This is a genomic window from Humibacter albus DSM 18994 (genome assembly GCF_000421825.1).
In the GTDB taxonomy this organism is placed as follows: domain Bacteria; phylum Actinomycetota; class Actinomycetes; order Actinomycetales; family Microbacteriaceae; genus Humibacter; species Humibacter albus.
In genome coordinates this window covers 15812-39983 of record NZ_ATXT01000015.1, presented here as the reverse complement: position 1 = coordinate 39983, position 24172 = coordinate 15812, and the positions used below count along the sequence as shown (strand labels likewise).

The window sequence follows — 24172 nt, the reverse complement described above, 5'->3', positions numbered from 1 at the left end:
AACACTCCGGCGCGAACGGCTGCACTCGAGTCGATCCGGGGATGCCCGGGCCTTCAACGCGTCGGGGGACGCAGAGATCGCCGGACGCACAAATCGCCGGATGCAGAGATGGCCGGACGCAGATGGCGAGACGCGCAGATCACGGCGGATGCGACGGCTCACGCCAGCAGCAGCGCCACGAGCGGTGCGGGCACTGCCCACACGCCGCCGTCGGTGTCGAGCACGGACTTCGTGGCGAGGATGCCCCGGCCGTACTTGCCGTCGATCACGCGCGCTTCGCCTCGCCAGCCGGCATCCACCCACTTGGCCTCGATCGGCACCGTGAGCGAGTGCGTTCCCGCGACCGGAACGCGCACCGGAGCGAAGTCGACCTCGTTGTTGGACTCCGTGCGCGCGTAGCCAATGGCGTCGTCCGAGAGCCACCGTCCCTCGTCGAGTGCCTCGATGGCGCGAGCCAGTGTGACGCCCAGCGCGGCCTCTGTGAGTCGCGTGTAGTCGGGCACGGGCAGACCGGGGGAGATGATCGAGGGGATCCACGACAACAGGGGATCGGTGAGGTAGAGCTTGTAGTGCGCGCCCACCACGCGTTCTCCGCGGTCCCGAACCTGATTGCAGCGGAGCGCCGCGTGGGTGCTGATGAGCCGTTCGACGCGGGCGGTGAACGTCGGGCGATTCGCGTACCCGAGGTCGCTCGCCGACTGCGTGAGGTTGATCGGTGCGCTCATGCGGTCGCCGACACCGCGCAACAGCGTGGTCGTGGTGTTGATGGGGGCGTCCGGATCGACATCGCGGCGTAGCCACGCGTGAAGGTCACGCGCATAGCCGTCGGAGACGGCGCCGGCCCGGGTGTGCTCGAACACCGCCCGTGGAAACCCGCCGCACGTGAGGTAGTCCTGCCAGGCCAGATCGAGGTCGTCGACGACGAACTGCAGCGCGTCGAGGGCGGCGCGGGCATCCTCGCCCTGCAGGCGCGCGGGATTCACGATCGCCGGCGTCGGCAGCTCGGGATAGGCGGCGGTCAGGAAGTCGCGGAACGACATCGGCAGCAGCTGACGGATGCGATGGGTGCCGCTGGCGCCCGCCCGTCCCGCGAGCAGGTTGCCCTGAATGTCTTCCGACTGCGCCCAGCGGCTGCCCGTGACCACGACGGAGTCGTCGCCGAACGCGGTGGTGTCGCGCGCGAGCTTGAGTGCGCTGGTCCAGCCGCTCACCATGCTGATCTCGTCGAACAGCCACACCCGGGGGCGCGTCGCCGGCTGGTCGAGCGACCGGGTGAGCATGCGGGCCAGCGTGAGCGTACGCGTGACGTCGCGGCCGCGCATCGTGTCACACGGCACGTAGATGATCTGCCGCGGGTCGAGGCCGGGCAGCGTGCAGAGGTCGGCCGCGGCATCCAGGAGCGCCACGGACTTGCCGATGCGACGCGGCCCGGTCAGCACGACGAGGCGACCGTCAGGCTCGGCGCTCGCGATGTCGGCGAGGATGCCGCTGCGATAGCCGAGTTCGTACCGGGTGCGTTCACGCAAGGTGCGGTTGCCGGCCACCCACGACGTGGGATCCGCGCCGCGGGCCGCGGCCGTCCACCACGGATTGCTCTCCGTCAGAAGCCGTCGCAGCTCGTCGTCGCGCATCCGGCCACGCTAACCGCCGAAAGCCTGCGCGAGGCCGCGAACCGCCGGCGAGACGGTAAACGGCGTTGCCGAAAGGGGAGAGGTACACGCGTACGAGCCTTGCCATAGCCGGAGGGGTGCGGCAGCATCATCCTTGCCGGAGCGGGAGGGCTCGCTACTCCCGCCGCTCAGCCGGCGTCCTGTTCATCGACCGCGGGTTCATCGGGCTGCGGCGCGTGCGGGGACCGCACGAGCGGAAGCGAGACACGGAACGTCGCGCCGCCTCCCGGTGTCTCCACCACGTCCACGGTGCCGCGGTGGGCATCCACGATGGAGGCCACGATCGCCAGCCCGAGCCCGCTGCCGCCGGTCTCGCGCGTTCGCGAGGTGTCGGCGCGCCAGAACCGCTGGAAGATCTTCTCCCTGATCTGCGGCGGGATGCCCTCGCCATGGTCGATCACGGAGAGCACGGCGGCCTCGCGGTCCGGCTCGACCGCGACACCGATCTCGATCGGGCTGCCCTGCGGCGTGTAGCGCACCGCGTTCGCGATGAGGTTCGCCAGAACCTGCCGCAGCTTGTTCTCCTCCGCCATCACCAGGGCGCGCACCGTCGGCGGCTCCGGGATCTCGGAGAGCTCGAGGGGTGCGGTCTCCAGGTCGGGGTCGCTCCGGCGCTGTCGACGCCGCAGCCTCGCCAACGCGGACCCGGCGAAACCGATGGGACCTGTCGCGCTCTGGTTCTTCGCTGAATTCGGGTTCTTCGCCGGGTTCGGGCTCTTCGCCGTTCCCTGACCTCTGGCCGCAGACGGAACGCGTCCGTTGCGGGCGGCGACCTGGCGCGTACCGGTGGACGCCTGCTCCTCGTCGGAGTGCGCCTGAGAGCCCTGGCCCTGAGCGCCCTGGCCCTGGGAGCCCTGGCCCTCCTCGCCCGCGGTCGAGAGCCCAGGCGGCGGCGGAGGCAGCGGCGGAAGTGCGAGCGTCACCGAGACGGTGCGGTCGGGGTTGCCCGCGTTCGCATCCAGCGCGGCATCGTGCGCCAGCGGCACGAGGTCGACGACCGCGAGATTGAGCGGTTTGGTCTCGTCGAGCCTGGCCAGCTCCAGCAGGTCTTCGACCAGGAGGCCCATGCGCACGGCCTCCTTCTCGATGCGCTCCATGGCTTGCGCGATCTCGTCCGGCGACTGCAGGGCGCCCATCCGATACAGCTCGGCGTAACCGCGCACCGACACGAGTGGTGTGCGGAGCTCGTGGCTGGCATCCCCGACGAAGCGCCGCATCTGCTCGATGGTGCGAGCTCGGTCTTTGAATGCGCGGTCGATGCGGTTCAGCATGGTGTTCAGCGAACGGTTCAGCCGGCCCACTTCGGTGTTCGGGGTGGCGCCGCCGAGGCGCTGGCTGAAGTCGCCGTCGGCGATCTCGGCGGCCGTGCGCTCGACCTCGCGCAACGGACGGAACGTGGTCGTGACGAGCGCGCGGGTGAGGAATGCCCCGATGATCACGACGATGACGCCGAAGCTGAAGAAGATGGAGAGGTAGCTGGTCAGGGTGTTGTCCAGCGGAGCCGTCGAGATGGCGATGATCGCCGTGCCGTAGGTGGGAGTGGTGCCCGTCAGCTGCACGACCGCGCAGACGCTGCGGAACGACCCGGTGCCGTCGCGGCTCGGCAGCCAGCCCGGGCCCTGGTTGGCGCACGCGGCGCCTTCCTCGAGGGAGAGCGTGCTCGGCACCGCCGGCTTCTTCTCATCGGAGACGGAGCTCCAGTTCTCCGCCATCGGAACGCCGTCGGCGCCGTACAGCACCACGTAGTAGCTCGCTGTGGTGCCCTGGCCGAGTACGGGTCCAGTACTCGTGTCCGCCTGACCGGGAAGGATGGCGTTGATGCTGTCCGGCTGCGCCGCAATGGACTCGAGTTGCTGGTCGAAGAGCGAGATGAGCACCGGTTTGAACAACAGCATCGTTCCGAGTCCGGCGACGAGCAGCCCGAACGTGAGCACGAGCACGGTGACACCCGTGATCTTCGTGCGCAGCGAGATCGAGTTCCAGCGATCGAACACGGTGCTCACGAAAGGAGAGCCTATGCGGGGCGGCTGGGAGGCTTCGTCTACGACTTGGCGGCCTTGAGCATGTAACCGAAGCCGCGCTTGGTCTGGATCAGCGGCTCGCTGGAGTGGGCATCCACCTTGCGGCGCAGGTACGAGATGTAGCTCTCGACGATGCCGGCATCACCGTTGAAGTCGTATTCCCAGACGTGGTCGAGGATCTGCGCCTTCGACAGCACGCGGTTCGGGTTGAGCATGAGATAGCGCAGCAACTTGAACTCCGTGGGGCTCAGCTCGATCTGTGTGTCACCGACGAATACCTCATGCGTGTCCTGGTCCATGGTCAGTTCGCCGGCGCGGATGATCGCATCGTCGTCGGCCTGCATCGTGCGTCGCAGAATGGCCTTGATGCGAGCGACGATCTCGTCGAGGCTGAACGGCTTGGTGACGTAGTCGTCGCCGCCGACCGTGAGCCCGGTGATCTTGTCCTCCGTGTCGTCTTTGGCAGTCAGAAAGAGGATGGGAGCGGTGTAACCGGCCCCGCGAAGACGCTTGGTCACGCCGAATCCGTTCATGTCCGGAAGCATGACGTCGAGGATGATCAGATCGGGCTCCTCCTCGAGCACGGCGCTGATCGCCTGGGCGCCGTTGCCGACCGCTCGCACAGCGAAACCGGCGAAGCGCAGGCTGGTGGTGAGGAGGTCGCGGATGTTGGGCTCGTCGTCGACGATCAGAATGCGAGGTCCGGGGCTCATGCGCCCAGTCTCTGCGCGTTGGCTGAGCCTGACCTGTGAGTCTGTCGTGGGAGATCCTGTGAGCTGTGCGTGCGCGAACCGTTAGACCCGCTCGGGTCTTTACGGCGCCCGCCGAGGGCAAGCCGAAGGCAAAAGGTACCCCGAAAGTGGCCGGTGCTGAAGAATCGAAGACGACGGCGCTATGACCCCGGATGGGTCACGCTGGACGGCACACCGCCGGCGTCGTTGCGGAGAGGAAGAGTCAAGGATGTCTGAACGCGAATTCGTCATCGTGGGCGGCGGGCTCGCCGCGGGTACGGCTGCCAGCACACTCCGTGAGGAGGGATTCGAGGGCCACCTCACGCTGATCGCCGCCGAAGCGCACAAGCCGTACATCCGGCCGCCGCTCTCGAAGGCCTATCTCGCGTCGTACGACGATTCCGAACTCTGGGTGCAGCCGGAGGACTGGTGGCACGACCACGATGTCGACGTGCGCTCGGGGCAGCACGCGCGCGAGCTGGACCTGGCGGATCGCGCGCTCGTGCTCGAAGGTGGCGCCCGGGTACCGTTCGAGAAGCTCCTGATCGCCACCGGCGCGACCCCGCGCACGCTCGAGATTCCCGGGGCGGACGCGGATGGCATCCACTATCTGCGGAGCATCGAGGACTCGCGCGCCATCCACGAGGCGACGGCGGCCGGCGACAAACGCGTCGTCGTGGTCGGATCGGGGTGGATCGGCATGGAGGTGGCGGCGACCGTACGCGGGTTCGGCAACGAGGTGACCGTCGTCTCGCACGCGCAGGTGCCGCTGTCGAGTGCTCTCGGCGACGAGCTCGGCGAGGTCTTCGCGAGCCTGCACCTCGACCACGGCGTGCGACTCGTCCGTGGCGTGGGAGTGAGCGGCTTGCGGGTGCAAGGCGGACGGGTCACCGGTGTCGAGTACGACGGCGGTGTGGTCGATGCCGACGTGGTGGTGATCGGCATCGGCGCGGTGCCGCTCACGTCTCTGGCCGAGGACGCCGGGCTCGACGCGAGCACCGGCATCCTGGTCGACGCCGGCATGCGCACGGGCGCCGACGGCGTCTTCGCGGTCGGCGACGCCGCGAATCCGTTCCATCCCGTTCTCGGTCAGCGGCTGCGCAGCGAGCACTGGGCGAACGCGATCGGCACGGGACGCACGGCCGCGCTGAACATGATCGACCGCGGCGTGGATTACGACGACATTCCGTACTTCTACACGGACCAGTTCGATCTGGGCATGGAATTCTCCGGCTACGCCCCGCTGATGAAAGACGCGCACGTGGTGTACCGCGGCGATCTGGCAGGCCGTGAGTTCGTCTCGTTCTGGGTGGCGCCGAACGGCGCCGTCGTGGCGGGTATGAACGTCAATGTGTGGGACGTGAACGACCAGGTGCAGGCGCTGATCCGCTCAGGCCGGCCCGTCGACGAGGCGCGGTTGGCGGATCCGGATGTTCCGCTCGGCGACCTGGCGGCCGACGCGTGAGCGCCTGCCTTCCGCCCCTGCGGCATCCGGTGCGCACCATCGGCGCGCGCACCTTCGACTTCTCCCGGCAGATCGCCATCATGGCCGTGGTGAACCGCACGCCGGACTCGTTCTACGACCGAGGAGCGACCTTCGCGCTCGATCAGGCCGTGCAGGCCTGTCTGGCGGCTGCGGCGCGGGGAGCCGACTGGATCGACATCGGCGGCGTGCCGTTCAAACCGGGGCCCCCGCTGCCGGTGGAAGAGGAGATCGCACGCGTCGTTCCGGTCGTGGAGGCGTTGCGCCGGGAGTCCGACGTGGTCATCTCGGTGGACACGTTCGACGCGGAGGTGGCCAGGCACGCGATCGCGGCCGGAGCCGACGTGATCAACGACACCACGGGCATCCACGATCCCGGCATGGCCGGGGCGGTGGCCGACAGCGACGCCACGCTCGTGATCACGCACAGCCTCGCGGCCCCGCGCACGGTCTACCCGAGGCCGCAGTACGACGACGTGGTCGACGAGGTCGTGTCCTTTCTGCGCGACCGTGCCGCGTTCGCCGTCTCGCTCGGCGTGCCTGAGGAGCGGCTCATCGTCGACCCCGGACACGACCTCAACAAGAACACGCTGCACAGCCTCGAGGTGACCCGCCGCTTCGATGAGATCGCCGCGATCGGCCTGCCCGCGCTCGCCGCGGTGTCGAACAAGGACTTCATCGGCGAGACGCTCGACGCGGAGCGCTCCGAGAGGCTCGAAGGGTCTCTGGCAGCTGCGGTCTTCTGCATCACGCAGGGCGCGCGCATCGTGCGCATGCACAACGTGCGGGAGTCCGTCGCGGCCGTGCACATGACGGAGGCGATCCTCGGTTTTCGGCAGCCCGCATACCTGAAGCACAACATGGGGGACTTCAATGAAGAGTGACGAGGTGGGGCTTCGCCGGCTTCTTCCGGCGGATGACCGGGCGACGGCCGACCTGGACGACGACGCGCTCGCAGCCTGCTACGAGAACGCAGGGGCATCGTGGCTGCGCGTCAACTTCGTGTCGAGTCTCGACGGCGGCGCCACGCGTGACGGGCGGTCGGGAGGCCTGTCGGATGCCGCGGACCGTCGCGTGTTCGACGTGCTGCGCCGGCTGTGCGACGTGGTGCTCGTGGGCGCTGGCACGATCCGCGCCGAGGGCTACGCCGGCATGAGCGTCGATGCGGTCTCCGCGCAGTGGCGCACGGCGCACGGCCTGGCCGCCCAGCCGCGGCTGGCGATCGTCTCCAACCGGCTGGCGCTCGACGCGGACGACGCGGTGTTCGCCGACGCCGTGACCCGGCCCCTGCTGATCACCTCGCGCAAGGCGGCCGCGGACGACGGAGTGCGTTTCGCACGCGTCGCCGACATTGTCGAGTGCGGCGCGGAGTCCGTGGACACGGGCGCGATCGCGGGGGCGCTGGCGGCGATCGGACTGCCGCGCGTGCACTGCGAGGGCGGGCCGACACTGTTCGCAGCGCTCGCGGCCGTCGACGCGGTCGACGAGCTCTGCCTCACACTGTCTCCGCTGCTCGTCGGCGGGCATGGACCGCGCATCACCGGCGGAGCCGCGGATCTGACGACGCGCATGCGACTCGACACGGTCCTCTCCGGTGAGGACACGCTCCTACTGCGCTATCTCGCCGAGCGAGGCGCGGACCGAGACGGCGCGGGCCGAAACGGCTGAGACACGGTGCAGGGGGCCGGCTAGGCGGCGAGATCCTTCGCGTCCACGATCGTGTAGCTGTAGCCCTGCTCGGCGAGGAAGCGCTGCCGGTTCTGCGCGAAGTCCTGATCCACGGTGTCGCGGGCGACGAGCGTGTAGAAGTTGGCCGAGAGACCGGATTCCTTCGGACGCAGCAGGCGGCCGAGGCGTTGCGCCTCCTCCTGCCGGGAGCCGTAGGAACCGCTCACCTGCACGGCGACCGTCGCCTCGGGGAGATCCACGGAGAAGTTCGCCACCTTGCTCACCACCAGCACCGGCGTCGTCCCGTCGCGGAACTCCTGGTAGAGGCGTTCGCGTTCGTCCACGGGAGTGGAGCCGGTGAGCGATGGCGCGTTCAGGGCATCGGCCAGTTCGTCGATCTGGTCGAGATACTGGCCGATGACCAGGATGCGCTCGCCCGCGTGCCGCTTCACCAGCGAGCGGACCACGTCGAGCTTCGCCGGCGCCGTGGCCGCGAGCCGGTATCGCTCGTCGTCGGGGGCCGCGGCGTACGAGAGCCGCTCGGAACCGGGCAGGTCGATGCGCACCTCGTAGCACGCGGCGGGGGAGATGAAGCCCTGCGACTCGATCTCTTTCCACGGCGCATCGAACCTCTTCGGGCCGATCAGCGAGAACACGTCGCCCTCTCGGCCGTCTTCGCGCACGAGCGTGGCGGTCAGCCCCAGCCGTCTGCGCGCCTGCAGCTCCGCCGTGAGCTTGAAGACCGGTGCCGGCAGCAGGTGCACCTCGTCGTAGACGATGAGGCCCCAATCGAGCGCGTCGAGCAGGCTGAGGTGCGCGTACTGCCCCTTCCGCTTGGCGGTGAGGATCTGGTACGTCGCGATCGTGACCGGCTTGATCTCCTTGACCTGGCCCGAGTATTCGCCGATCTCCTCGGCCGTGAGGCTCGTGCGCCGCAGCAGCTCATCGCGCCATTGCCGGGCCGAGACCGTGTTCGTGACCAGGATGAGCGTCGTCGTCTTCGCGATCGCCATCGCGCCAGCCCCCACCAGCGTCTTGCCCGCGCCGCACGGCAGCACCACCACGCCCGAGCCCCCCTGGAAGAAGTTGTCGACGGCCTTCGCCTGATAGTCGCGCAGATGCCAGTCGCTCTCGTCGAGCGCGATCTCGTGTGGAGTCCCCGGGCTGTAGCCCGCGAGGTCCTCGGCCGGCCAGCCGAGCTTCACGAGCTCCTGCTTGAGGTGCCCCCTGGCCCAGGCCGCGACGACGTAGGCACCGTCGTCGCGGTGCTCGAGCAGCAGAGGCGCCACCTTCTTGGCGCCCGAGACCTCGCGCAGCACGGCCTCGTCGCTGCTGCGCAGCACGAGCACGCCGTCATCGTCGCGCTCGATGACCAGTCGGCCGTACCGGGCCACGGTCTCTTCGATGTCGACGGAGACCGTCTGCGGGATCGGGAACTTCGAGTACCGCTCGAGGGTGGCAAGCATGTCGGATGCCCGGTGGCCGGCCGCGCGGGCGTTCCACAGTCCGAGTCGCGTGATGCGGTACGTGTGGATGTGCTCGGGAGCGCGCTCGAGCTCGGCGAAGGTCGCCAGGTCGTGTCGGGCATCCTCGGCATCGGGGTGCGCCACCTCGAGCAGCACGGTGCGGTCGCTCTGCACGATGAGGGGGCCGTCGGACATAACAGACGAGTCTAGGCCGGGCGCCGCGATGTCACTGCGTGCGGACTGCCCTGATGCTCGACACCGGCAGCGTGCGCTCGATGTCGCTGGCGCGATCGCGGCCGCGGAGGCGTCCGCCGCCGAGCCCGGTCGGTTCCAGCGTGTAGTCGTGCTCACGGCCGTCGGGCAGCGCAACCGTCACGGTGACCACGGTGCGGGACCGCACGGCCGACTCCAGCTGCCGGTGGAGCCAGGCCGCAGCGCCGTCCCCGTCTGTGGTGGCGGCAGTGCGGAGCCGGGCGACCAGATCTGCGGCGTCGTCCGTGTCGTCGTGCGGTTCGGGATGCCCGAGCCTGCGTCGCACGCGCAGCTGACGGCCCTCCGCGTCCTCCGCCACGACCGCGTAGTGGGCGTCGACGAGCGCCCAGTAGACCACGTCGATCGGGAACCGGCTGCTCAGCGTCCCGTCCGTCTCGTTGCGCAGCGCCAGCGCGGAGAGCGTCTGGTCGACGCCGATGGTGCGCAACAGCTGGTCATCGGTGGAATGCACGACGCTGCCGCTCGCCGCGCTGCGCACGCGCACACGTCCGTACCGGGCCGCGGCCTCGTCGATGAGATAGGCCACCGGCTGCGGGAGCCCGGTGAGCGAGATCGCGCCGATGAACTCGCGCAGCGACCGGGCCGTCTCGCCGGCGGCGATGGCGCGGTGCAGAGACGACGGCGAGACACGGAAACTGGCGGCCAGCCCCGTGCCCTCCACGTCGGCGAGGGTCCGCAGGCGCGCGTCGAGCGACGGCACGAGCGGCCCGGGCGCCACGATCGAGAGATCGTTCTGCACGTACACGCGGTCGACCTCGGAAGGGAACGCGGCGCGCACGACGTCGGCGGCGGCATCCGGGCCCCGCGTCAGCAACGTGACGCCCGCGGTGCTGGGCGCGGTGCGCGCCGTGATGCCGAGGAACTCGGCGTGGTCCTCGACCTCGTCGACGCGCCGGTCGAGCGTCGCGTCGGCCGCCGGGTAGCGCCAGCGGGCATAGCCGCGCAGCGCGTCGCCCCACGCCGCGTGGGCGCGCTCGACCATGAGCGGGCGGATGTCCTCGGGCACCGACTCGAGCCAGGTCGCGGCGAGCCGTGCCCATCGCCCTGGCGTCGACAGGGACGCCCAGGCCTCGGCGTCCGTGGTCGGCAGCCACACGGAGCCCTCGCGCGCGACCAGCCCGGTGCCACGCGCGAACCAGTGCACGGTCGCGACCTGCAGCGGCTCGATGCCGAGCGCCGTGGCGAGCCGGCGTGTGTCCGGAAGCGCGAGGCCGCCCTTCTGCAGCTCGCGGGCCGGCTCCCGTTCCAGCTCGTACACGAACTCGGCGACGGCTCCGGCGGCGACGAATGCGCGTTCGGCCGCGAGGCGGTCCACGAACCGGCGCTCCACATCGGGCACGCTCGCCAGCGCGGCCGGCTTGCCGGATGCCGCCAGTCGCGCTCCGCTGAGCCCGTCGCCCTCCAGCCACGCCTCGAAGCGCGACGCGATTCCGGGGTAGAGCGCGACCTGAGGCGAGGTGCGCTCGGCGAGGAACGCGGCCACGAGCGCATCGAGACGGGCGTCGGCGTCGGAGGCCGAGGCATCCGCGTCGCCCCACGCTGCCAGGTGTTTCGCCACCTGGTCGGCATCGGCTGTGCCTCCGGCGTCGATCACGGCGGCCAGGGTCGCCAGCGTGGGCCGGTCGAGAGGGGAGAGCGCGCGCTGCACCGAGTACGGCTCCAGCAGGGCGTCGGCGAGGTCGAAGAAGTCCTCGGCACGGGAGCGGCCGAGAGCGCGCGAGTCGATGAGATCGTGCAGCTCGGCGTCGGTGAGCGAACCGAGCCGTTCGGCCAGAGTGAGCGTGCTTGTCATGTCGGCTCTGGCCCTGTCACGCTCGTGGCCGGCGCCCTACCGGGCGTCCTTCCGGTTTTGACGGCTGCGGCCGACGATGCTCACGACGAGAAGAACGATGATGAGCACGAACGCGAGCGGCAGGGCGGCCAGAGGCAGAAGCTCGACCGTCGGCCAGATGCCCTCGCCGGAGCCCTGGGCCGGCCCAGCGCCGAGCCAGGTGCCGATCATCAGCACGAAGAAGCAGGCCAGCGAGAGGATCACCAGCCCCGCCGCGATGAAGGCCAGCGCCCGTTGAAGGCGGGATACGGGCTGCGGGGTCATCTCGGTCACGGAATCAAGGATAATTGACGTTGCACACGGCTCACCCCCTGCGAAAGAGGTCTCGCATGCCGACCGGCAAGGTCAAGTTCTACGACGAGGAGAAAGGCTTCGGCTTCATCGCCCAAGACGGCGGTGGCGAAGTGTTCCTCCACGCGTCGGCCCTGCCCACCGGTGCCGTCGTGAAGGCGGGCACCCGGCTGGAGTTCGGGGTCGCCGAGGGCAAGCGCGGCGCGCAAGCGCTTTCGGTCCGCGTTCTCGAGCGCTCGCCGTCTCTGACGAAGATGAACCGCAAGTCGGCCGACGACATGGCGGTGATCATCGAAGACCTCGTCAAGCTGCTCGACGGGATCGGTGCCGGGCTCAAGCGCGGCCGTTACCCCGATGCCGCTCACGGTCGCAAGATCGCGGCCGTGCTGCGCAAGGTGGCGGACGATCTGGATGTCTGACACCCCCGACAAGCGCCTGCTCGAGGCGCACGACGTGGCCAAAGCCGCTCTCCTGGAGATCACGCCCTCCTCGAGCGTCGGGCGGATCGCCGGCCATGTCGTGGAGGGGGAGCACGTGCTCTCCCTGCTGTTCGAGTGCCGCCTGCTCGGTTACCCGGGCTGGCACTGGACGGTCACCCTGGCGCGCGTGGACGAGGAGTCCGAGCCTGTCGTGCTCGAGGCCGAGCTGCTGCCGGGCGATGAGGCTCTGCTGGCGCCGGACTGGGTTCCGTGGTCGGAGCGGCTCGCTGAATACCAGGCCGCGCAGGAGGTGGCGCGGGCGGCGGGGGAGTCCCAAGGCGAGGCATCCCACGACACTGCGGCCGAAGGCGAGCCGGACGGGGACGGGATCGACGAGGACGAGACCGACGAGGACGACGACCTCGACGGCGTGGATATCGATGGCGTGGATGTCGATGGTGGAGACCTCGACGGCGTCGATTTCGAGCCGCACGACGAAGAAGAGTGAGTCAGCGCCGCGACGCTCGTTCGGATGGGGTCCTGGCGGACCGCGTTCTCCTCAACTGGGTGTAGACGAGCCCCAACAGTCCGGTCCCGACGCCGACGAGCGCCATCGCGATCACCCAGCTGGCGCCGTGCGCGGCGAGCGGCTGCGCGAACACGGCGGCCAGCACGGCGGCGACGATCCACAGCACGGTGCCGACCAGGAACGCCGCCCGATCGTCGGTCTTCATCGGCGGCGGATCGGGGAGCCGCTCGCTGTCCTTCAGCCACACGCGCATGAGAGGGCCGGTCCCGTTCAGCCGAGGTGCTCGACCACGTACTCGATGCAGCGGATCAGCGCACGCACATCGTCCGGCTCGACAGCGGCGAACGTGGCGACGCGCAGCTGGTTGCGGCCGAGCTTGCGGTACGGCTCGACATCGACGACGCCGTTCTCGCGTAGGGTGGCGGCGACGCGCGAGGCATCCACCTCGTCGAAGTCGATGGTCACGACGACCTGCGAGCGGTGCTCGGGGTCGGTGACGAACGGCTGCGCGTAGTCGACCCGCTCCGCCCACTCGTAGAGCGCGCCCGAGGACTCGCGCGTGCGCGCGGCCGCCCAGGGGAGGCCACCGTTCGCGTTGATCCAGCGGATCTGCGTCTCGAGCATGACGAGCGTCGCCAGGGCCGGCGTGTTCAGCGTCTGGTTCAGGCGGGAGTTCGTGACGGCCTGCTTGAGGCTGAGGAAGTCGGGGATGTACCGACCGGACGCCGCGATCTTCTCCACGCGCTCGAGCGCGGCGGGAGAGAACAGCGCGAGCCACAGGCCGCCGTCCGAGGCGAAGTTCTTCTGAGGCGCGAAGTAGTAGACGTCGGACTCGGCGATGTCGACATCGATTCCGCCTGCACCGCTCGTGGCGTCGATGACGGTCAGAGCGCCGTCGTCCGCCTGCACGCGGCGCACCGGGGCCATCACGCCCGTCGACGTCTCGTTGTGCGGCCAGGCGTAGACATCCACGCCCTCGACCGGCTCCGGAGTGCTGCGCGAGCCGACCGGGGCCTCGACGATGTGCGGCGCCGTCAGCCACGGCGCCGAGGCGGCCTTGGCGAACTTCTGGCTGAACTCGCCGTAGACCAGGTTCTCGGCGCGGTTCTCGATGAGCCCGAACGCGGCGGCGTCCCAGAAGGCCGTGGAGCCGCCGTTTCCGAGGATCACCTCGTAGCCGTCGGGGAGGCGGAACAGTGCCTCGAGACCCTCGCGTACCCGACCCACGAGCGAGCGCACCGGCGCCTGGCGATGGGATGTCCCGAGCAGCGTCGCTTGCGCCGCGACCAGCGCATCCACCTGAGCGGCGCGAACCCGGGAGGGGCCGGCACCGAAGCGGCCGTCGGCGGGCAGGAGGGACTCGGGGATCGCGATGGGCATGGCGTCGATTCTAGCCGCGCCGTGGCATCCGCCCGCGCCGCACGAGCGGGGATCGTCAGGCCCCGCGGGTAGGCTGGAAGGAGTGCCTCGATCCGCGCCACCGCGCGCCTGAGGGCGCACGAGAACTGCCACATGCAAGGGGAAGCGATGACCGATCTCGTCGATACCACCGAGATGTACCTGCGCACGATCCTGGACCTCGAAGAGGAGAACATCGTGCCGCTGCGCGCGCGCATCTCGGAGCGTCTCGGTCACTCGGGGCCGACGGTGTCCCAGACGGTCGCGCGCATGGAGCGCGACGGGCTCGTCGTCGTCTCGGACGATCGTCACCTCGTGCTCACGCCGGAGGGGCGCCGCCGGGCCGTGCACGTGATGCGCAAGCACCGCCTCGCCGAACGACTGCTCTCCGACGTGATCGGCCTGGAGTGGGAGTACGTGCACGAGGAGGCGTGCCGGTGGGAGCACGTGATGAGCGAGCAGGTCGAGCACAAGATCCTCGACATTCTGGGCCACCCGACCGAGACGCCCTACGGAACGCCGATCCCGACCATCGAAGACGAGGGCGTCGACCTGCACCGCGTCTTCCTCGACGGCGTGCGCAGCACGGTGGATGTCACCGCCGCCTCCCACGAACCCGTCACCGGCACCATCCGCCGGCTCGGCGAGCCGGTGCAGTTCGAGCCGGAGCTTCTGGCGCAACTGCGTCAAGCCGGTGTCTTCCCCGGTTCCTCCGGCACGTTCTCGAGGACGGGCTCCTCGGTTCTGATCCGGATCGACGGCTACCCGGAGGGGATCGACCTGCCGGCCGACGTGGCGGGCCACATCTTCGTCGACGCGTGAGCTGCGGCGTGAAACGCGCCGAAAACGATGTGACAAAACCATAACGGTCCCGTATCGTCGTACGAGTCCACAGACCAGAAGCCGGTCGACGGACCCGGCTCAAGACGCTCCCCTAGCCCGTCTCTTGAGCATGTGAAGCCGAACTCGCAAGAGATTTGGGGCGGGGTGGCTACCTAGTGCCGTCCGGAGCGCCGGAGGTTCACACCTTGGCAACATTAGGTACGAGCGGCCTCCCCGAGGACCCTGACCCGAGTACTTCTGACCCGAGTGCTTCACACCCGAGTACCTCATCACTCTCCGCGAGCGACTCCTCGAACGAGGCATTCGTATCGCGCCGCAGTCTCCGCTCATCTCAGAACGTCAGTGCTCATCGCACCATGCACCGCGACGCTGTCGCCTCGGCTCCCCGCACCGCGTCGGCCGCGAAACCCGCATCGACCAAGCGCAAGCGCCGGCTGCGCCCGCTGGTGAACCTGGCGGTGATGGCGATCGCCGGCGGCATCGTCGCGACGATCGCGATCCCCGCATACGCGTTCAATCCCACGGAATCGAACCAGGCATCCTTCGGTCACAGCTCGGTGATCGACGACCTGAAGAAGACGAACGCCCAGTCCGTACGCGTGTCGAAGGCCATCGATGAGCCGGTGACCACGAAGGACACCTTCAGCGCCACGACCGAGCAGGAGCTCGCCGACAAGAAGGCAGCCGCGGAGCGCGCCGTCGCTGCCGCACAGATGCAGACGTACGCGGCGTCGTACACCGGTCCGAGCGCAGCGGACTACCTGGCCAACCCGCCTTATCCGAACTTCAGCCTCGCCCAGGTGTATTCCGTCGCGCAGCAGTACATCGGCGTCCCGTACGTGTACGGCGGCGACACTCCGGCCGGCTTCGACTGCTCCGGTTACGTGATGTTCGTCTATGCGCAGTTCGGCATCTCGCTGCCGCACTCGGCGACGGCCATCGGAAACATGGGGACGCGCATCTCCATCGCCGACGCCGTCCCGGGAGACGTGATCGCCATGGGCAGCCACGTCGGCTTCTACGCCGGCAACGGCAACATCCTCGATGCACCGGATGTCGGGCGCAGCATCAGCGTGCGTCCCCTGTGGACGGACGACTACTGGGTCGTCAGGTTCGGTATCTGAGCGGCGAATCGGGGCGAACGCCGGGAGAACGCCGGCCCGCACAGCCCAGCGATCGGCGTGCCACAACGACGTGGTACGCCGATCCTGCGTTACTCTGATGCCCTGACACCGTTCGTTCGTATCATCGACCCGGAAGGACCCACCAGTGGGAACCCTGCGGCACCACAGCCACCACTGCTTCCACCACCACTGTGCGTGGAAGCACTAGGCGTCGTCATCCTGACGGCGCCTTTTTTGTTGTCTGCGACTGCCGCGGCGGCTTGCGAGCCGTGACGCGAGACGAACGCGAGAACCGGGAAGCCATTCCGGTGAATCGAGAGGACGTCGATGCGCACACTGGTGCTGAATGCAGGATACGAACCGCTGGCCGTCGTCAGCTTCAAGCGGGCGCTCGCGCTCGTGATGAGCGCGAAGGCGACGATCGTGGAGGTCGATGTCGAGCATCCGGTCTGGGGCGTCGACGTCGTCTACGACAGACCTTCCGTCATCCTGCTCACGCGCTACGTGCGCCTGCCGCACGGGCGTGCGGTTCCGGTCTCGCGTCGCGGCGTGCTGCGCCGGGACGGGCATCGTTGCGCGTACTGCGGCAAGTCGGCGGCGACCATCGACCATGTGCTGCCCAAGTCGCGCGGGGGAGCTGACTCCTGGGACAATCTCGTGGCCTGCTGCCTGCGGTGCAACAACGTGAAGGGCGATCGCACCGCTGCCGAGATGGGCTGGTCGCTCGCGTTCACCCCGCGCATGCCGCACGACCCCGCCTGGATGGTGCGCGGAGTCGAGCACGCGCTGCCGGCGTGGCAGGGGTACCTCGCGCCGGCGGCGTGAGCGTCAGTCGCCGGTGACGTTCGTCACGACGTGGCCGCTGGCCGCATCGATGCGCACCTCGTGCTTGACGCCCTGCGCGTCGCGCACGTCGGCCTCCCACACGGTGACGCCGGCGTGGTCGTCGAGGCTGAGTTCCGTGATCGTGCCCGGAGAGGCGGCGACGATCTTCGACACGGCCCCCGCGAGATCGAGCTTGGCGTCCGCGAGGTGCTTCATGTTCTCGGTGCGATCCTCCGCATCGGTGCCGTGCTCGGTCGGACCCGAGATCACGGAGGAGCCGTCCGGTGCGACGTGCACTTCGCGTTCCGTTCCGTCGGCGGCGACGATCAGCACCTCCCACGACGTCGCATCCTGATCGACGGATGCCACGGTGCCGCTCCCCACGGCATCGCGCGCCGTGCGTGCGGCCGCCATCAATGTCTCGTTGCTCCTCGCCGTCGAACCGGACGCGGTTGCCGCCGGCGTCGACGGGTCGACCGGTGACGTGCCGTGGTCGGGGGCGCCGGTGCACGCGGAGAGCGCGATCGCCGCAGCGAAGAGGATCGCGAGTGCCGGCATCCTCGTGGTCTTGTGTTCTGTCGGCTTGATCATCGAAGAACCATAGGCACGATTCCCGGGGACGGTCGGCGGGCTGGCGCACGGCCGTCGGTACCCGGTAGGGTTGGCGCTCCGATGCGCGTGCTCGCGCATCGGAGACCGGTAAGATTGAACGGCCAGCCTCTGTAGCTCAATGGAAGAGCAGTTCCGTCCTAAGGAAACGGTTGGGGGTTCGAGTCCCTCCAGGGGCACCAAGTGTTTTGTGCATCTGATCAGGAATTTAGTGTTCCACACGGACCCGGGTTTCGGCACCATGTGCCAAACCATGTGCTAAGCACTGCGAAAAAGCGCAGTCAAGCGATCCGTTGCGTCCCGCTGCATCGTGTCCGTCACGTGGCTGTATATCTCCATCGTGATCGTGATGGTGCTGTGACCAAGGCGTTCCTGGACCACGCGGGGATGCACACCGGCCTCGAGGAGTGCGGTGGCATGGCTGTGGCGAAGCCCGTGAAGCGGTAGTGACGGCAATTCTGCGTTGGGGTGTGCCCTCTGATATGCCTTCACCCGTACGCTCCAACGGTTGGTTACGCGATTTGGATTGATCAGGAGTCCGGCAGCATCGCCGAACAGATAGGCGCTGGGCCGCGCAAGGTCAAGCGAGATCGCCCCGCGCGTGGCGCGCCAGGTCCTAAGGGCGCCGAGAAAGTCGTCGTCGACGTCAACGACCCGTGCTTTGCTGTTCTTCGGCAGTTTCGTCGTTCCGATCTCGATGCTGTCTGCCGCGCGCCGGATTGCAATCCTTTGGCGATCCACGTCGACGTCTGACCAGCGGAGGGCGAGTGCCTCGCTTCGTCGCATCCCGGTCATCGCAAGAGTGAGCCAAAGTGTGTAGTCCCGGTCGCGATATTCGTCTCGATCCCAATCCAGAAAACTCTTCACCTGCGCGAGCGACCAGGTGACCAGCTCTTCGGCTTGTGCGCGCACTTGCTTCCCTGTCGGCGGTCTAACGAGTCTCGTTCGGCGCGCAGGGTTGGTTGGGATGAGGTGGTCATCGACGGCCGCATCGAGGATTGAACCAAGAACGACGTGAGCCTTTCGAATCGTGTTGGCGGAGATGGGGCTTCCATCGTGGCCGCCGTGCGTAGCGAGGTCTTTGTATAGACGTCGGATTCTGCTCGGCGTGACGGCGGTGAGTTTGGTCTCGCTCAACGCTGGGTCCAGATAAAGACGGACTAGCCGGCGGTAGCACTGGGATGAAGGTCCCGGCTCACGCCGGGACCTTCATCTAGACCACTGGCTTCGAGCTCGCCGCTGTCACCCTATTCACCTGCTGGCGAATCTCGGTGATGTCGGTTGTGCCGAAAGTGTCACGCAGCGCGTCGAGACCGTACAAGGCCTGGGCATTGATCAGGCCATTGCAAGTATCGTTGTCGTCACCCTTCTTCTTGTTCACTGCCCCGGAGAACGCTGTCTCCTCGGGCGCGCTCAGCCAGTAGGAGGTCAGATAACCCTCGCACTGAATACCGGGCGCAGCGTAACCGAGCATGTTACCTGGGATGGAGAGTCCGTATTGCATGCCTGTCAGCACTAGCTCGACGATATCGACAAGATCGGGCTCATGGGCGGCGTGCGCGACTTCGAGCATGTCGCCGACAAACTCGAGGAACTCGTCATCGACGTAGCCGCCGCCGGGAATAACGTCGCAGACGGCCCATCCCGTGCTCCGGAATCCGCCGACTTCCAACAGGGTGTCCTTCGGGAATGGAACATCCCAGAGAAACAGCCAGGAACTGAGGACTTTCGCCGCCTTTACCGCGGCATTGAGGTGACGCCGATCGCTACCCAGCTTGAAAGCCATTATGAGCGACCGCATCGCGAACATGACCGCGACCGCGTCGATCTTCACCGACTTTATGTGCGACGTGTCGTTGAGGCCACCGCAGTACAAGATCTCGGGCACATAGGTCTCCGAGATGTAGTCGGCGGCTCGAAGTGCGGCATATTTGTACTGATTGTTACCCGTGATTCGGTACAGGGCGCTGAGCACCTCAATCGGGAAAATCGTGCCCGACCGTTGCTCGATCGATGACCTACCGAACCATTCGACTGGATCCGTAAGCCCTTTGCCTTGCGGTGAGTAGGCTCGGAACCAAGCTCCGTCCTGACCCTGCGTATTAAGAAGGAACTCACCAAACCTCTCGCCTGCGGCGAGCCATGCACTCTGGTCGACGCCATAGCGAGACTCTGCTTCGTAGGCGAGCAGAAGCGGGTAGGTAGATTCGCACATCGTTCGCATGTAATTGCCCGGCACCGTCCGCAGCTTTCGGGCGATGGGCATCAGGGCCTCGGTGATCTGGCTCCCGAGGTATGCGCGCGCCGCTAAGTCATCCTCCGAGTACTGAAATGGCAGGAGGATCCCGGTGAACCACCGGACGAATTCCATGCTCTTCATGTCGTAAATACCCTCGGAGAAGCCGTTCTCTGCCTGCATCTCGTTCACGAAGAAGTCGAGGACCTTACGTGCACGGTCGGTCCATAACGGAACGTCCTCGCGGTGTCCACGACGGATCGCGTTGAGAGCGTGAAGCGCCTGCGCGCCCGTAAAGCCGTATTCGAGGAGCGAACCCTGAGTTTCGCCCTTTCGGGGTGAGAAGTGGGTCATATAACCGGCAGGCCGTTTGGGGTCTACCTCCGGGTCCGACTCCCGAAAGTAGAGTTGGGTCAAGAGGAAGCGGTGCCGCTCGAGTTCCTCCATGGGCAGTGGGAGTTCAGCAGGGTGGGCGTCGAGGCGCTTGATCTGTCTCTGCGTGACACCCCAAATTGCTTCCGTGATGTCGTCTGCAACGAATGCGCGGAGTTCGTAGTCGACCGTAGTGGCCCGATTCTTCTCAACAGGCAGGAAGCCGGCCCACCCGCGGCCGCTTGTCTCCAGACTGAAGGTAACTTCCTCCCCGAATGGGTAGCCTGCCCGCAGCCGCAACGGCTCGCCTTCGCGAGAGTCGATGCCCAGCGAGCCGATGTCGGAATCGTTGATGACCACGCCGCTCCGGAGCTCGCCCTCGGATATCCCCGAATCGTAGCGAGGAACAGTGGTTCGGGCCAAGGAAAGCCCTAAACGCTCCTGCGGCAGGTAGGCGAGAACGGCCAAGTGCCCGTTGCGATCGTCGCGGTATTCCTGGACGTAGCCGCCAAGGTAGTCCTCCTTTCCATCGAGGTCCGTGTCGTTGCGGTTATAGAGCGCGCCGGTTACGTAGAACTGCCAGTCTGGCTGTGGCGCGTCGACGGTGCCCTCGACCACGAATTCTGCGCGGACGCCGGCAGCCGTACCCGCCTCTTCGACCGAAAACCGCCGGTTTATCAAGGCGCTGTCCCCTTCCGCGGACGGCGACCACGTGTCCACGACGGCGACGCGCGTTCCGTCCGCGAGAACCGTGTCCAAGCGGCCGACGACCGCTGCTCCGTCCCGCTCGACGGAATCGTAGCCGTGGACGCTCGCGACGCCGTCGTCGGTGATGAGGCGGACGGGGCCGGCGGTGTCGAACACCTGGCGGCCGGCGATGGTAAGGCTCAGCCCCCTACCGTTCGCCGCGGCGAAGGGAGTCATTGCTGGCCTGGAGGCGGTTTCTAGATTGGTCATGGATTTCCTTCTTCATTGTTAATCTGGCGGAAGAGAGAGTGTCAGTCGGCCGGCGCATGGCGAGTTTTTAAGCGCCAGGCGCTAGAGGTAAACGAAGCTGAAGCTTCTATCGCCGAAGTATTCGTTTGGGCAACTTCCCGCAGGCGTTGCGGTCAGCCGAGAGGTCGTCGCAGCTCGTCTCCCCCTGAAGACGGTTTGGTACAGCGGATTGGGGCTGTCATGACCTGTTGTCCATCCTTCGCCCGAAAGGTGTTTCGTCGTGTGCTCGCCGCAGTTCCATGTCCATCCAATGCCAGTGCATTCGCCATCGAATCGTCGCCGTCCTGCCGGCGTTGGGGTCTCCCCGCGATGCTGTCCGGGCGGCGCTTTCAGAGAATCACTTAATCGCTTAAGATGCAACCATGGTCTCCAAATCATCTGGATCCTCGACGCCAGGTCGGCCGCGAATCGAGGACGTTGCCCGTGCGGCGGGGGTATCCACGGCCTCGGTCTCGTACGCGCTCAACGGCCGGGGTGGCGTTTCGGATAAGACGCGTCAGCATATTGTCGAGGTGGCGAAGCGCCTCGGCTGGTCTCCACACGAGGCCGCCAGACGCCTCTCCTCCACGCGCTCCGAGACGATCGGCCTCGTCATTAGCCGCGCCGCAGAGGTGGTGGCGACGGAGCCGTTCTTCGGGTCATTCACTGCCGGCGTCAGTGAGGCACTTTCAGGCCTCGGCTATTCGCTTTGCTTTCAGGTAGTCCCTGACGTTGCCTCGGAGATGCTGACTCTCGAAAAATGGTCTGCACGGAAAACCGTTGACGGGGTCTTGCTCCTGGACCCGCGTACGAATGACCCAAGGATCCGTCTTGTTGAAGAGCTCGGCCTGCCGACTGTGATCGCGGGTGGGCCGGTCGAGAGTACATCGGTCACCTCTGTGTGGACGGATGACTATACGGGCATGCGTGCGGCCGTTGCGCAACTCATGCGTCTCGGCCACCGTCGCTTCGCGCGGATCATCGAGTCGGATACCCTTCTGCACAGCCGTGTCCGGACCAAGGCAATGGTTGACGCACTCGCAGATGCAGGATTGCCAGATCCCGTCCTCCTTGACCTGGACAATTCACGAGAGTCGATCGCGGCACTCACGAAGGCCGTCCTCGACCTGCCGGATCGTCCTACCGCCGTGATGTGCGACGACGATCTCGTTGGCATTTCCGTTCTCGCGGCGGTAAATGAGCGGGGCCTTGGGGTTCCCGACGACGTCTCGGTCATGGTCTGGGACGATTCGTTGCTCTGCCAGATGATGACTCCCAGCCTTTCTGCGATGCGGCGCGATGTGCTCAGTTACGGATCGCAATCCGCTCGTGCACTGGTGGATCTTGTCCAGGGAGCCAGACCGCGTGCCTTGCTCCATAGCGTCCCAACGTTCGTCAGAAGGGCCAGTATCGGAACGACCTCGGTAGGGCCGGCGTCTTGACCGCACGGATTCCGTGCTCAAGGCCTCGGGGCAATGCCCCGTGTCTTCAATTCATCGGAGAGGCTGCCGTACAGTGACACCGCGGTGGTGGTCCGGCGCCGGACTGGGTACCGATTCAATGACAGGCGCCGTACGCCGGCTGCAGTATCCCTTGGGCTTGCGGAGTCGGTCGAGGACGTGCCACAAACATAGAGACCGCTTGCGGTTGCTCGAATGGGTGTCGGGGACTCTCTCGTCAGTGCGAACTACTTCAGTTTTGGCCCGAGGCTGCGGCGTTCGATGAGAACGGGATCTTCCAAGTGCGGCACTGGACGCCTTCCGTCGTCGATTAGGTTGAGAAGCATGTCGGCGACGGATTGCCCGAGGTCATAGACGCTGTATCGAAGTGCTGCGAGCTGCGGGCTGGTCGCCTCGCACAGGATCGAGTCGTCCCAGGCGATTAGGGACAACTCGTCCGGAACGGTGACGCCCATTTCCAGTGCGGTGTGCAGCCCAGCAACGGCCATGACGTCATTGTCGTAGAGGATTGCGGTGGGTCGGCGGTTCGAATCGAGCAGGTGTCGTGTCTGAGCCCGCCCGCTCGCGGTCGATGCATCACCTTCGAGCAGGACGGGGGTAGGCAGATTGTTGAGTGCGCAAGCTCTGACGAAGGCGCTTGTGCGTACGGCGGTGTGCGCCATTGTATGCATGTCTTCGATCCGTGCCAGACGCCGATGGCCTAGTGCGACGAGGCGGCCAACCAAGTTGTAGGTGATGGTTGCGTCGTCAATGCCGAAGCTCGGATATCCTTTCGCATAGTTGGCGTTTCCGAGCACCACGAAGGGAACACCCATCTCGGTGATCGCCTGCGGGCGTGGGTCGTTGATGCGCAGGTCGAGCAAGACGATTCCGTCGACGCGGCGCTCAGTGCACCAGCGCGCGTAGGTAGACAATTCCATGTTCTCGGAATCCGCAAACTGAAGCAGCAGTGCCGTTGATTCTGCAGTGAACCGTGAGCCGAGTCCTGCCATGAAGTTCGAATAGAACGGCTCCTGGCCGATGTTCGCCGCTGAGCGACGGATTACCAGCCCCACACTCCCGGCCCTTGAGCCGCCGAGCGCTCGAGCCGCCGCGTTCGGGTACCAACCGACCTGGCCGGCGATGGCGATGACCTTCTCGCGGGTTGCGTCGGACACGCCCGGGCGTCCGTTCAGTGCGAACGAGACTGCGGCCGGCGATACATCCGCCATCCGAGCGATGTCCGCCATGGTCGTGCGGCCTGCCATCGTGTGCTCCTTCCGGTCGACTTCCTGTGATCCAGCACCTCTGCGTGCATTTCTCAATATTATGCGCTTGAGCAACGGTGCAGTTCTAAGTGGAGAGTTGCAACTAATGCGTGTTAGTTTTACGGTGATGAAGGTCAGCCGGAAGCAACAATTCAACGAAAGATGAGGCGGATACGCCGTCTTCAGGGGACCCATGACATGAAGTCACACAGCAGCACGGTCGCGGCGTTCCGCTGCCGGGGCTTCCTTGCGCTTGCGAAGGCGGGCAAGTTTGGGCTGGGACTCGATGTCTCCACGCTGACAGGGCGCGTCACCGGAAATCCCGACGGAGTCGTAGGGACTCCGCTGAAGTCGCCCTCGGGTGGAACGGGAACCCTGGGGTTCATCAACAGCATCACGATGTGGACCAAGGGCACGATGGGGGCCGTTCCGCCGCTGAAGTCGATCACTGAGACCAAAGAGTTCCAGTCGAACCCGAACAACAAGAAGATCGCCGACATCTGGCAGCCGATCGCGAAGACGTGGGCGGCACCCGGGAAGTCCATGACAGCCACGGTCACGACGGTCGACGGAACACCCGCGATGAGCAATTTCGCGCAGTCCGTGTTCGGCGGGAACGTCGACGCCAAGTCAGCGCTGACCGCTCTTCAGGCTGAACTCAAGACCAACGCGGCACGCCTCTGATCCGGCTGCTGACATCC

Annotated in this window: 22 protein-coding genes and 1 tRNA gene; 11 read left to right on the top strand and 12 right to left on the bottom strand. The window is 66.8% G+C overall.

Annotated features, from left to right (window positions below; all coding sequences use genetic code 11):
• Window positions 1-158 precede the first annotated feature (158 nt).
• From H623_RS0109690 to H623_RS0109680, 3 genes are all read right to left on the bottom strand, one after another.
• Window positions 159-1631 (bottom strand): ATP-binding protein, encoded by a 1473-nt coding sequence (locus tag H623_RS0109690; protein WP_022900744.1) that lies wholly within the window; start codon window positions 1629-1631, stop codon window positions 159-161.
• A gap of 167 nt (window positions 1632-1798) precedes the next feature.
• A complete protein-coding gene (locus H623_RS22200; RefSeq protein WP_022900743.1) occupies window positions 1799-3673 on the bottom strand; it encodes a HAMP domain-containing sensor histidine kinase in 1875 nt (624 codons plus the stop codon).
• A gap of 38 nt (window positions 3674-3711) precedes the next feature.
• Complete coding sequence (locus H623_RS0109680) at window positions 3712-4404, bottom strand: response regulator transcription factor (protein WP_022900742.1); 693 nt, start codon at window positions 4402-4404, stop codon at window positions 3712-3714.
• Window positions 4405-4651: 247 nt separating this feature from the next.
• Between H623_RS0109680 and H623_RS0109675 the strand changes: the two genes are divergently transcribed.
• Genes H623_RS0109675 through H623_RS0109665 form a run of 3 tightly spaced genes read left to right on the top strand, consistent with a single transcriptional unit; the run spans window position 4652 to window position 7573 of the window.
• Window positions 4652-5887, top strand: a complete 1236-nt coding sequence (locus tag H623_RS0109675) for an NAD(P)/FAD-dependent oxidoreductase (RefSeq protein WP_022900741.1) — start codon at window positions 4652-4654, stop codon at window positions 5885-5887.
• On the top strand, window positions 5884-6789 hold the full coding sequence (gene folP, locus H623_RS0109670) for a dihydropteroate synthase (protein ID WP_022900740.1): 906 nt from the start codon (window positions 5884-5886) through the stop codon (window positions 6787-6789). Before H623_RS0109675 ends, folP begins: the two co-directional genes overlap by 4 nt.
• Window positions 6779-7573, top strand: a complete 795-nt coding sequence (locus tag H623_RS0109665) for a dihydrofolate reductase family protein (protein WP_033371780.1) — start codon at window positions 6779-6781, stop codon at window positions 7571-7573. The genes folP and H623_RS0109665 overlap by 11 nt, the downstream gene beginning before the upstream one ends.
• A 20-nt stretch (window positions 7574-7593) precedes the next feature.
• On the opposite strand, the gene H623_RS0109660 is transcribed toward H623_RS0109665, so the two are convergent.
• The 3 genes from H623_RS0109660 to H623_RS19025 are packed head-to-tail and all read right to left on the bottom strand — an operon-like array spanning window position 7594 to window position 11407.
• A complete protein-coding gene (locus H623_RS0109660; protein WP_022900738.1) occupies window positions 7594-9234 on the bottom strand; it encodes a DNA repair helicase XPB in 1641 nt (546 codons plus the stop codon).
• A gap of 31 nt (window positions 9235-9265) precedes the next feature.
• On the bottom strand, window positions 9266-11104 hold the full coding sequence (locus H623_RS0109655; RefSeq protein ID WP_022900737.1) for a helicase-associated domain-containing protein: 1839 nt from the start codon (window positions 11102-11104) through the stop codon (window positions 9266-9268).
• A 36-nt stretch (window positions 11105-11140) separates the two neighbouring features.
• A complete protein-coding gene (locus tag H623_RS19025; protein ID WP_033371778.1) occupies window positions 11141-11407 on the bottom strand; it encodes a hypothetical protein in 267 nt (88 codons plus the stop codon).
• A 65-nt stretch (window positions 11408-11472) separates the two neighbouring features.
• Here H623_RS19025 and H623_RS0109645 point away from each other — a divergent pair, with 65 nt between their 5' ends.
• Together H623_RS0109645 and H623_RS19020 are read left to right on the top strand one after the other, a co-directional pair.
• Window positions 11473-11853, top strand: a complete 381-nt coding sequence (locus tag H623_RS0109645) for a cold-shock protein (RefSeq protein WP_022900735.1) — start codon at window positions 11473-11475, stop codon at window positions 11851-11853.
• A complete protein-coding gene (locus H623_RS19020; RefSeq protein WP_022900734.1) occupies window positions 11846-12361 on the top strand; it encodes a DUF3027 domain-containing protein in 516 nt (171 codons plus the stop codon). Before H623_RS0109645 ends, H623_RS19020 begins: the two co-directional genes overlap by 8 nt.
• A gap of 1 nt (window position 12362) precedes the next feature.
• On the opposite strand, the gene H623_RS0109635 is transcribed toward H623_RS19020, so the two are convergent.
• On the bottom strand, window positions 12363-12635 hold the full coding sequence (locus H623_RS0109635; protein ID WP_022900733.1) for a DUF2530 domain-containing protein: 273 nt from the start codon (window positions 12633-12635) through the stop codon (window positions 12363-12365).
• Window positions 12636-12652: 17 nt separating this feature from the next.
• Entirely contained in the window at window positions 12653-13762 is a 1110-nt protein-coding gene (serC, locus tag H623_RS0109630; RefSeq protein ID WP_022900732.1) for a phosphoserine transaminase, read from the bottom strand.
• Window positions 13763-13909: 147 nt separating this feature from the next.
• On the opposite strand from serC, the gene H623_RS0109625 reads away from it, so the two are divergent.
• The 3 genes from H623_RS0109625 (at window position 13910) to H623_RS0109615 (ending at window position 16572) form a co-directional block, all read left to right on the top strand.
• A complete protein-coding gene (locus tag H623_RS0109625; RefSeq protein WP_022900731.1) occupies window positions 13910-14602 on the top strand; it encodes an iron-dependent transcriptional repressor DtxR in 693 nt (230 codons plus the stop codon).
• Window positions 14603-14979: 377 nt separating this feature from the next.
• Window positions 14980-15747, top strand: coding sequence for a C40 family peptidase (locus H623_RS19015; RefSeq protein WP_051143185.1), 768 nt, complete (start codon window positions 14980-14982; stop codon window positions 15745-15747).
• Between the two features lie 327 nt (window positions 15748-16074).
• Window positions 16075-16572: an HNH endonuclease gene (locus H623_RS0109615; RefSeq protein ID WP_022900729.1), complete on the top strand. Its 498-nt coding sequence runs from the start codon at window positions 16075-16077 to the stop codon at window positions 16570-16572.
• A 3-nt stretch (window positions 16573-16575) separates the two neighbouring features.
• Here H623_RS0109615 and H623_RS19010 read toward each other — a convergent pair whose 3' ends face one another.
• Window positions 16576-17163, bottom strand: a complete 588-nt coding sequence (locus H623_RS19010) for a PepSY domain-containing protein (protein WP_022900728.1) — start codon at window positions 17161-17163, stop codon at window positions 16576-16578.
• A 125-nt stretch (window positions 17164-17288) separates the two neighbouring features.
• Here H623_RS19010 and H623_RS0109605 point away from each other — a divergent pair.
• A tRNA-Arg gene (locus H623_RS0109605) sits at window positions 17289-17363 on the top strand.
• Between the two features lie 76 nt (window positions 17364-17439).
• On the opposite strand, the gene H623_RS0109600 is transcribed toward H623_RS0109605, so the two are convergent.
• Together H623_RS0109600 and H623_RS0109595 are read right to left on the bottom strand one after the other, a co-directional pair.
• Window positions 17440-18093 carry a tyrosine-type recombinase/integrase gene (locus H623_RS0109600; RefSeq protein ID WP_022900727.1) on the bottom strand — a complete coding sequence of 218 codons (654 nt, stop codon included), beginning with the start codon at window positions 18091-18093 and terminating at the stop codon, window positions 17440-17442.
• A 301-nt stretch (window positions 18094-18394) separates the two neighbouring features.
• Window positions 18395-20746 (bottom strand): hypothetical protein, encoded by a 2352-nt coding sequence (locus tag H623_RS0109595; RefSeq protein WP_157560936.1) that lies wholly within the window; start codon window positions 20744-20746, stop codon window positions 18395-18397.
• Window positions 20747-21147: 401 nt separating this feature from the next.
• On the opposite strand from H623_RS0109595, the gene H623_RS0109590 reads away from it, so the two are divergent.
• Window positions 21148-22206 (top strand): LacI family DNA-binding transcriptional regulator, encoded by a 1059-nt coding sequence (locus tag H623_RS0109590; RefSeq protein ID WP_022900725.1) that lies wholly within the window; start codon window positions 21148-21150, stop codon window positions 22204-22206.
• Window positions 22207-22451: 245 nt separating this feature from the next.
• Here H623_RS0109590 and H623_RS0109585 read toward each other — a convergent pair whose 3' ends face one another.
• Window positions 22452-23471 carry a LacI family DNA-binding transcriptional regulator gene (locus tag H623_RS0109585; RefSeq protein ID WP_022900724.1) on the bottom strand — a complete coding sequence of 340 codons (1020 nt, stop codon included), beginning with the start codon at window positions 23469-23471 and terminating at the stop codon, window positions 22452-22454.
• 198 nt (window positions 23472-23669) lie between these two features.
• On the opposite strand from H623_RS0109585, the gene H623_RS0109580 reads away from it, so the two are divergent.
• Window positions 23670-24155: a hypothetical protein gene (locus H623_RS0109580; RefSeq protein WP_022900723.1), complete on the top strand. Its 486-nt coding sequence runs from the start codon at window positions 23670-23672 to the stop codon at window positions 24153-24155.
• Window positions 24156-24172: the final 17 nt, after the last annotated feature.

Coding starts and splice junctions, on each gene's coding strand:
- H623_RS0109690 (WP_022900744.1), bottom strand. CDS start 1,631: ATGCGCGACGACGAGCTGCGACGGCTTCTGACGGAGAGCAATCCGTGG.
- H623_RS0109680 (WP_022900742.1), bottom strand. CDS start 4,404: ATGAGCCCCGGACCTCGCATTCTGATCGTCGACGACGAGCCCAACATC.
- H623_RS0109675 (WP_022900741.1), top strand. CDS start 4,652: ATGTCTGAACGCGAATTCGTCATCGTGGGCGGCGGGCTCGCCGCGGGT.
- H623_RS0109665 (WP_033371780.1), top strand. CDS start 6,779: ATGAAGAGTGACGAGGTGGGGCTTCGCCGGCTTCTTCCGGCGGATGAC.
- H623_RS0109660 (WP_022900738.1), bottom strand. CDS start 9,234: ATGTCCGACGGCCCCCTCATCGTGCAGAGCGACCGCACCGTGCTGCTC.
- H623_RS0109655 (WP_022900737.1), bottom strand. CDS start 11,104: ATGACAAGCACGCTCACTCTGGCCGAACGGCTCGGTTCGCTCACCGAC.
- H623_RS19025 (WP_033371778.1), bottom strand. CDS start 11,407: ATGACCCCGCAGCCCGTATCCCGCCTTCAACGGGCGCTGGCCTTCATC.
- H623_RS0109645 (WP_022900735.1), top strand. CDS start 11,473: ATGCCGACCGGCAAGGTCAAGTTCTACGACGAGGAGAAAGGCTTCGGC.
- H623_RS19020 (WP_022900734.1), top strand. CDS start 11,846: ATGTCTGACACCCCCGACAAGCGCCTGCTCGAGGCGCACGACGTGGCC.
- H623_RS0109635 (WP_022900733.1), bottom strand. CDS start 12,635: ATGCGCGTGTGGCTGAAGGACAGCGAGCGGCTCCCCGATCCGCCGCCG.
- serC (WP_022900732.1), bottom strand. CDS start 13,762: ATGCCCATCGCGATCCCCGAGTCCCTCCTGCCCGCCGACGGCCGCTTC.
- H623_RS0109625 (WP_022900731.1), top strand. CDS start 13,910: ATGACCGATCTCGTCGATACCACCGAGATGTACCTGCGCACGATCCTG.
- H623_RS19015 (WP_051143185.1), top strand. CDS start 14,980: ATGCACCGCGACGCTGTCGCCTCGGCTCCCCGCACCGCGTCGGCCGCG.
- H623_RS0109615 (WP_022900729.1), top strand. CDS start 16,075: ATGCGCACACTGGTGCTGAATGCAGGATACGAACCGCTGGCCGTCGTC.
- H623_RS19010 (WP_022900728.1), bottom strand. CDS start 17,163: ATGATCAAGCCGACAGAACACAAGACCACGAGGATGCCGGCACTCGCG.
- H623_RS0109595 (WP_157560936.1), bottom strand. CDS start 20,746: ATGACCAATCTAGAAACCGCCTCCAGGCCAGCAATGACTCCCTTCGCC.
- H623_RS0109590 (WP_022900725.1), top strand. CDS start 21,148: ATGGTCTCCAAATCATCTGGATCCTCGACGCCAGGTCGGCCGCGAATC.
- H623_RS0109585 (WP_022900724.1), bottom strand. CDS start 23,471: ATGGCAGGCCGCACGACCATGGCGGACATCGCTCGGATGGCGGATGTA.
- H623_RS0109580 (WP_022900723.1), top strand. CDS start 23,670: ATGAAGTCACACAGCAGCACGGTCGCGGCGTTCCGCTGCCGGGGCTTC.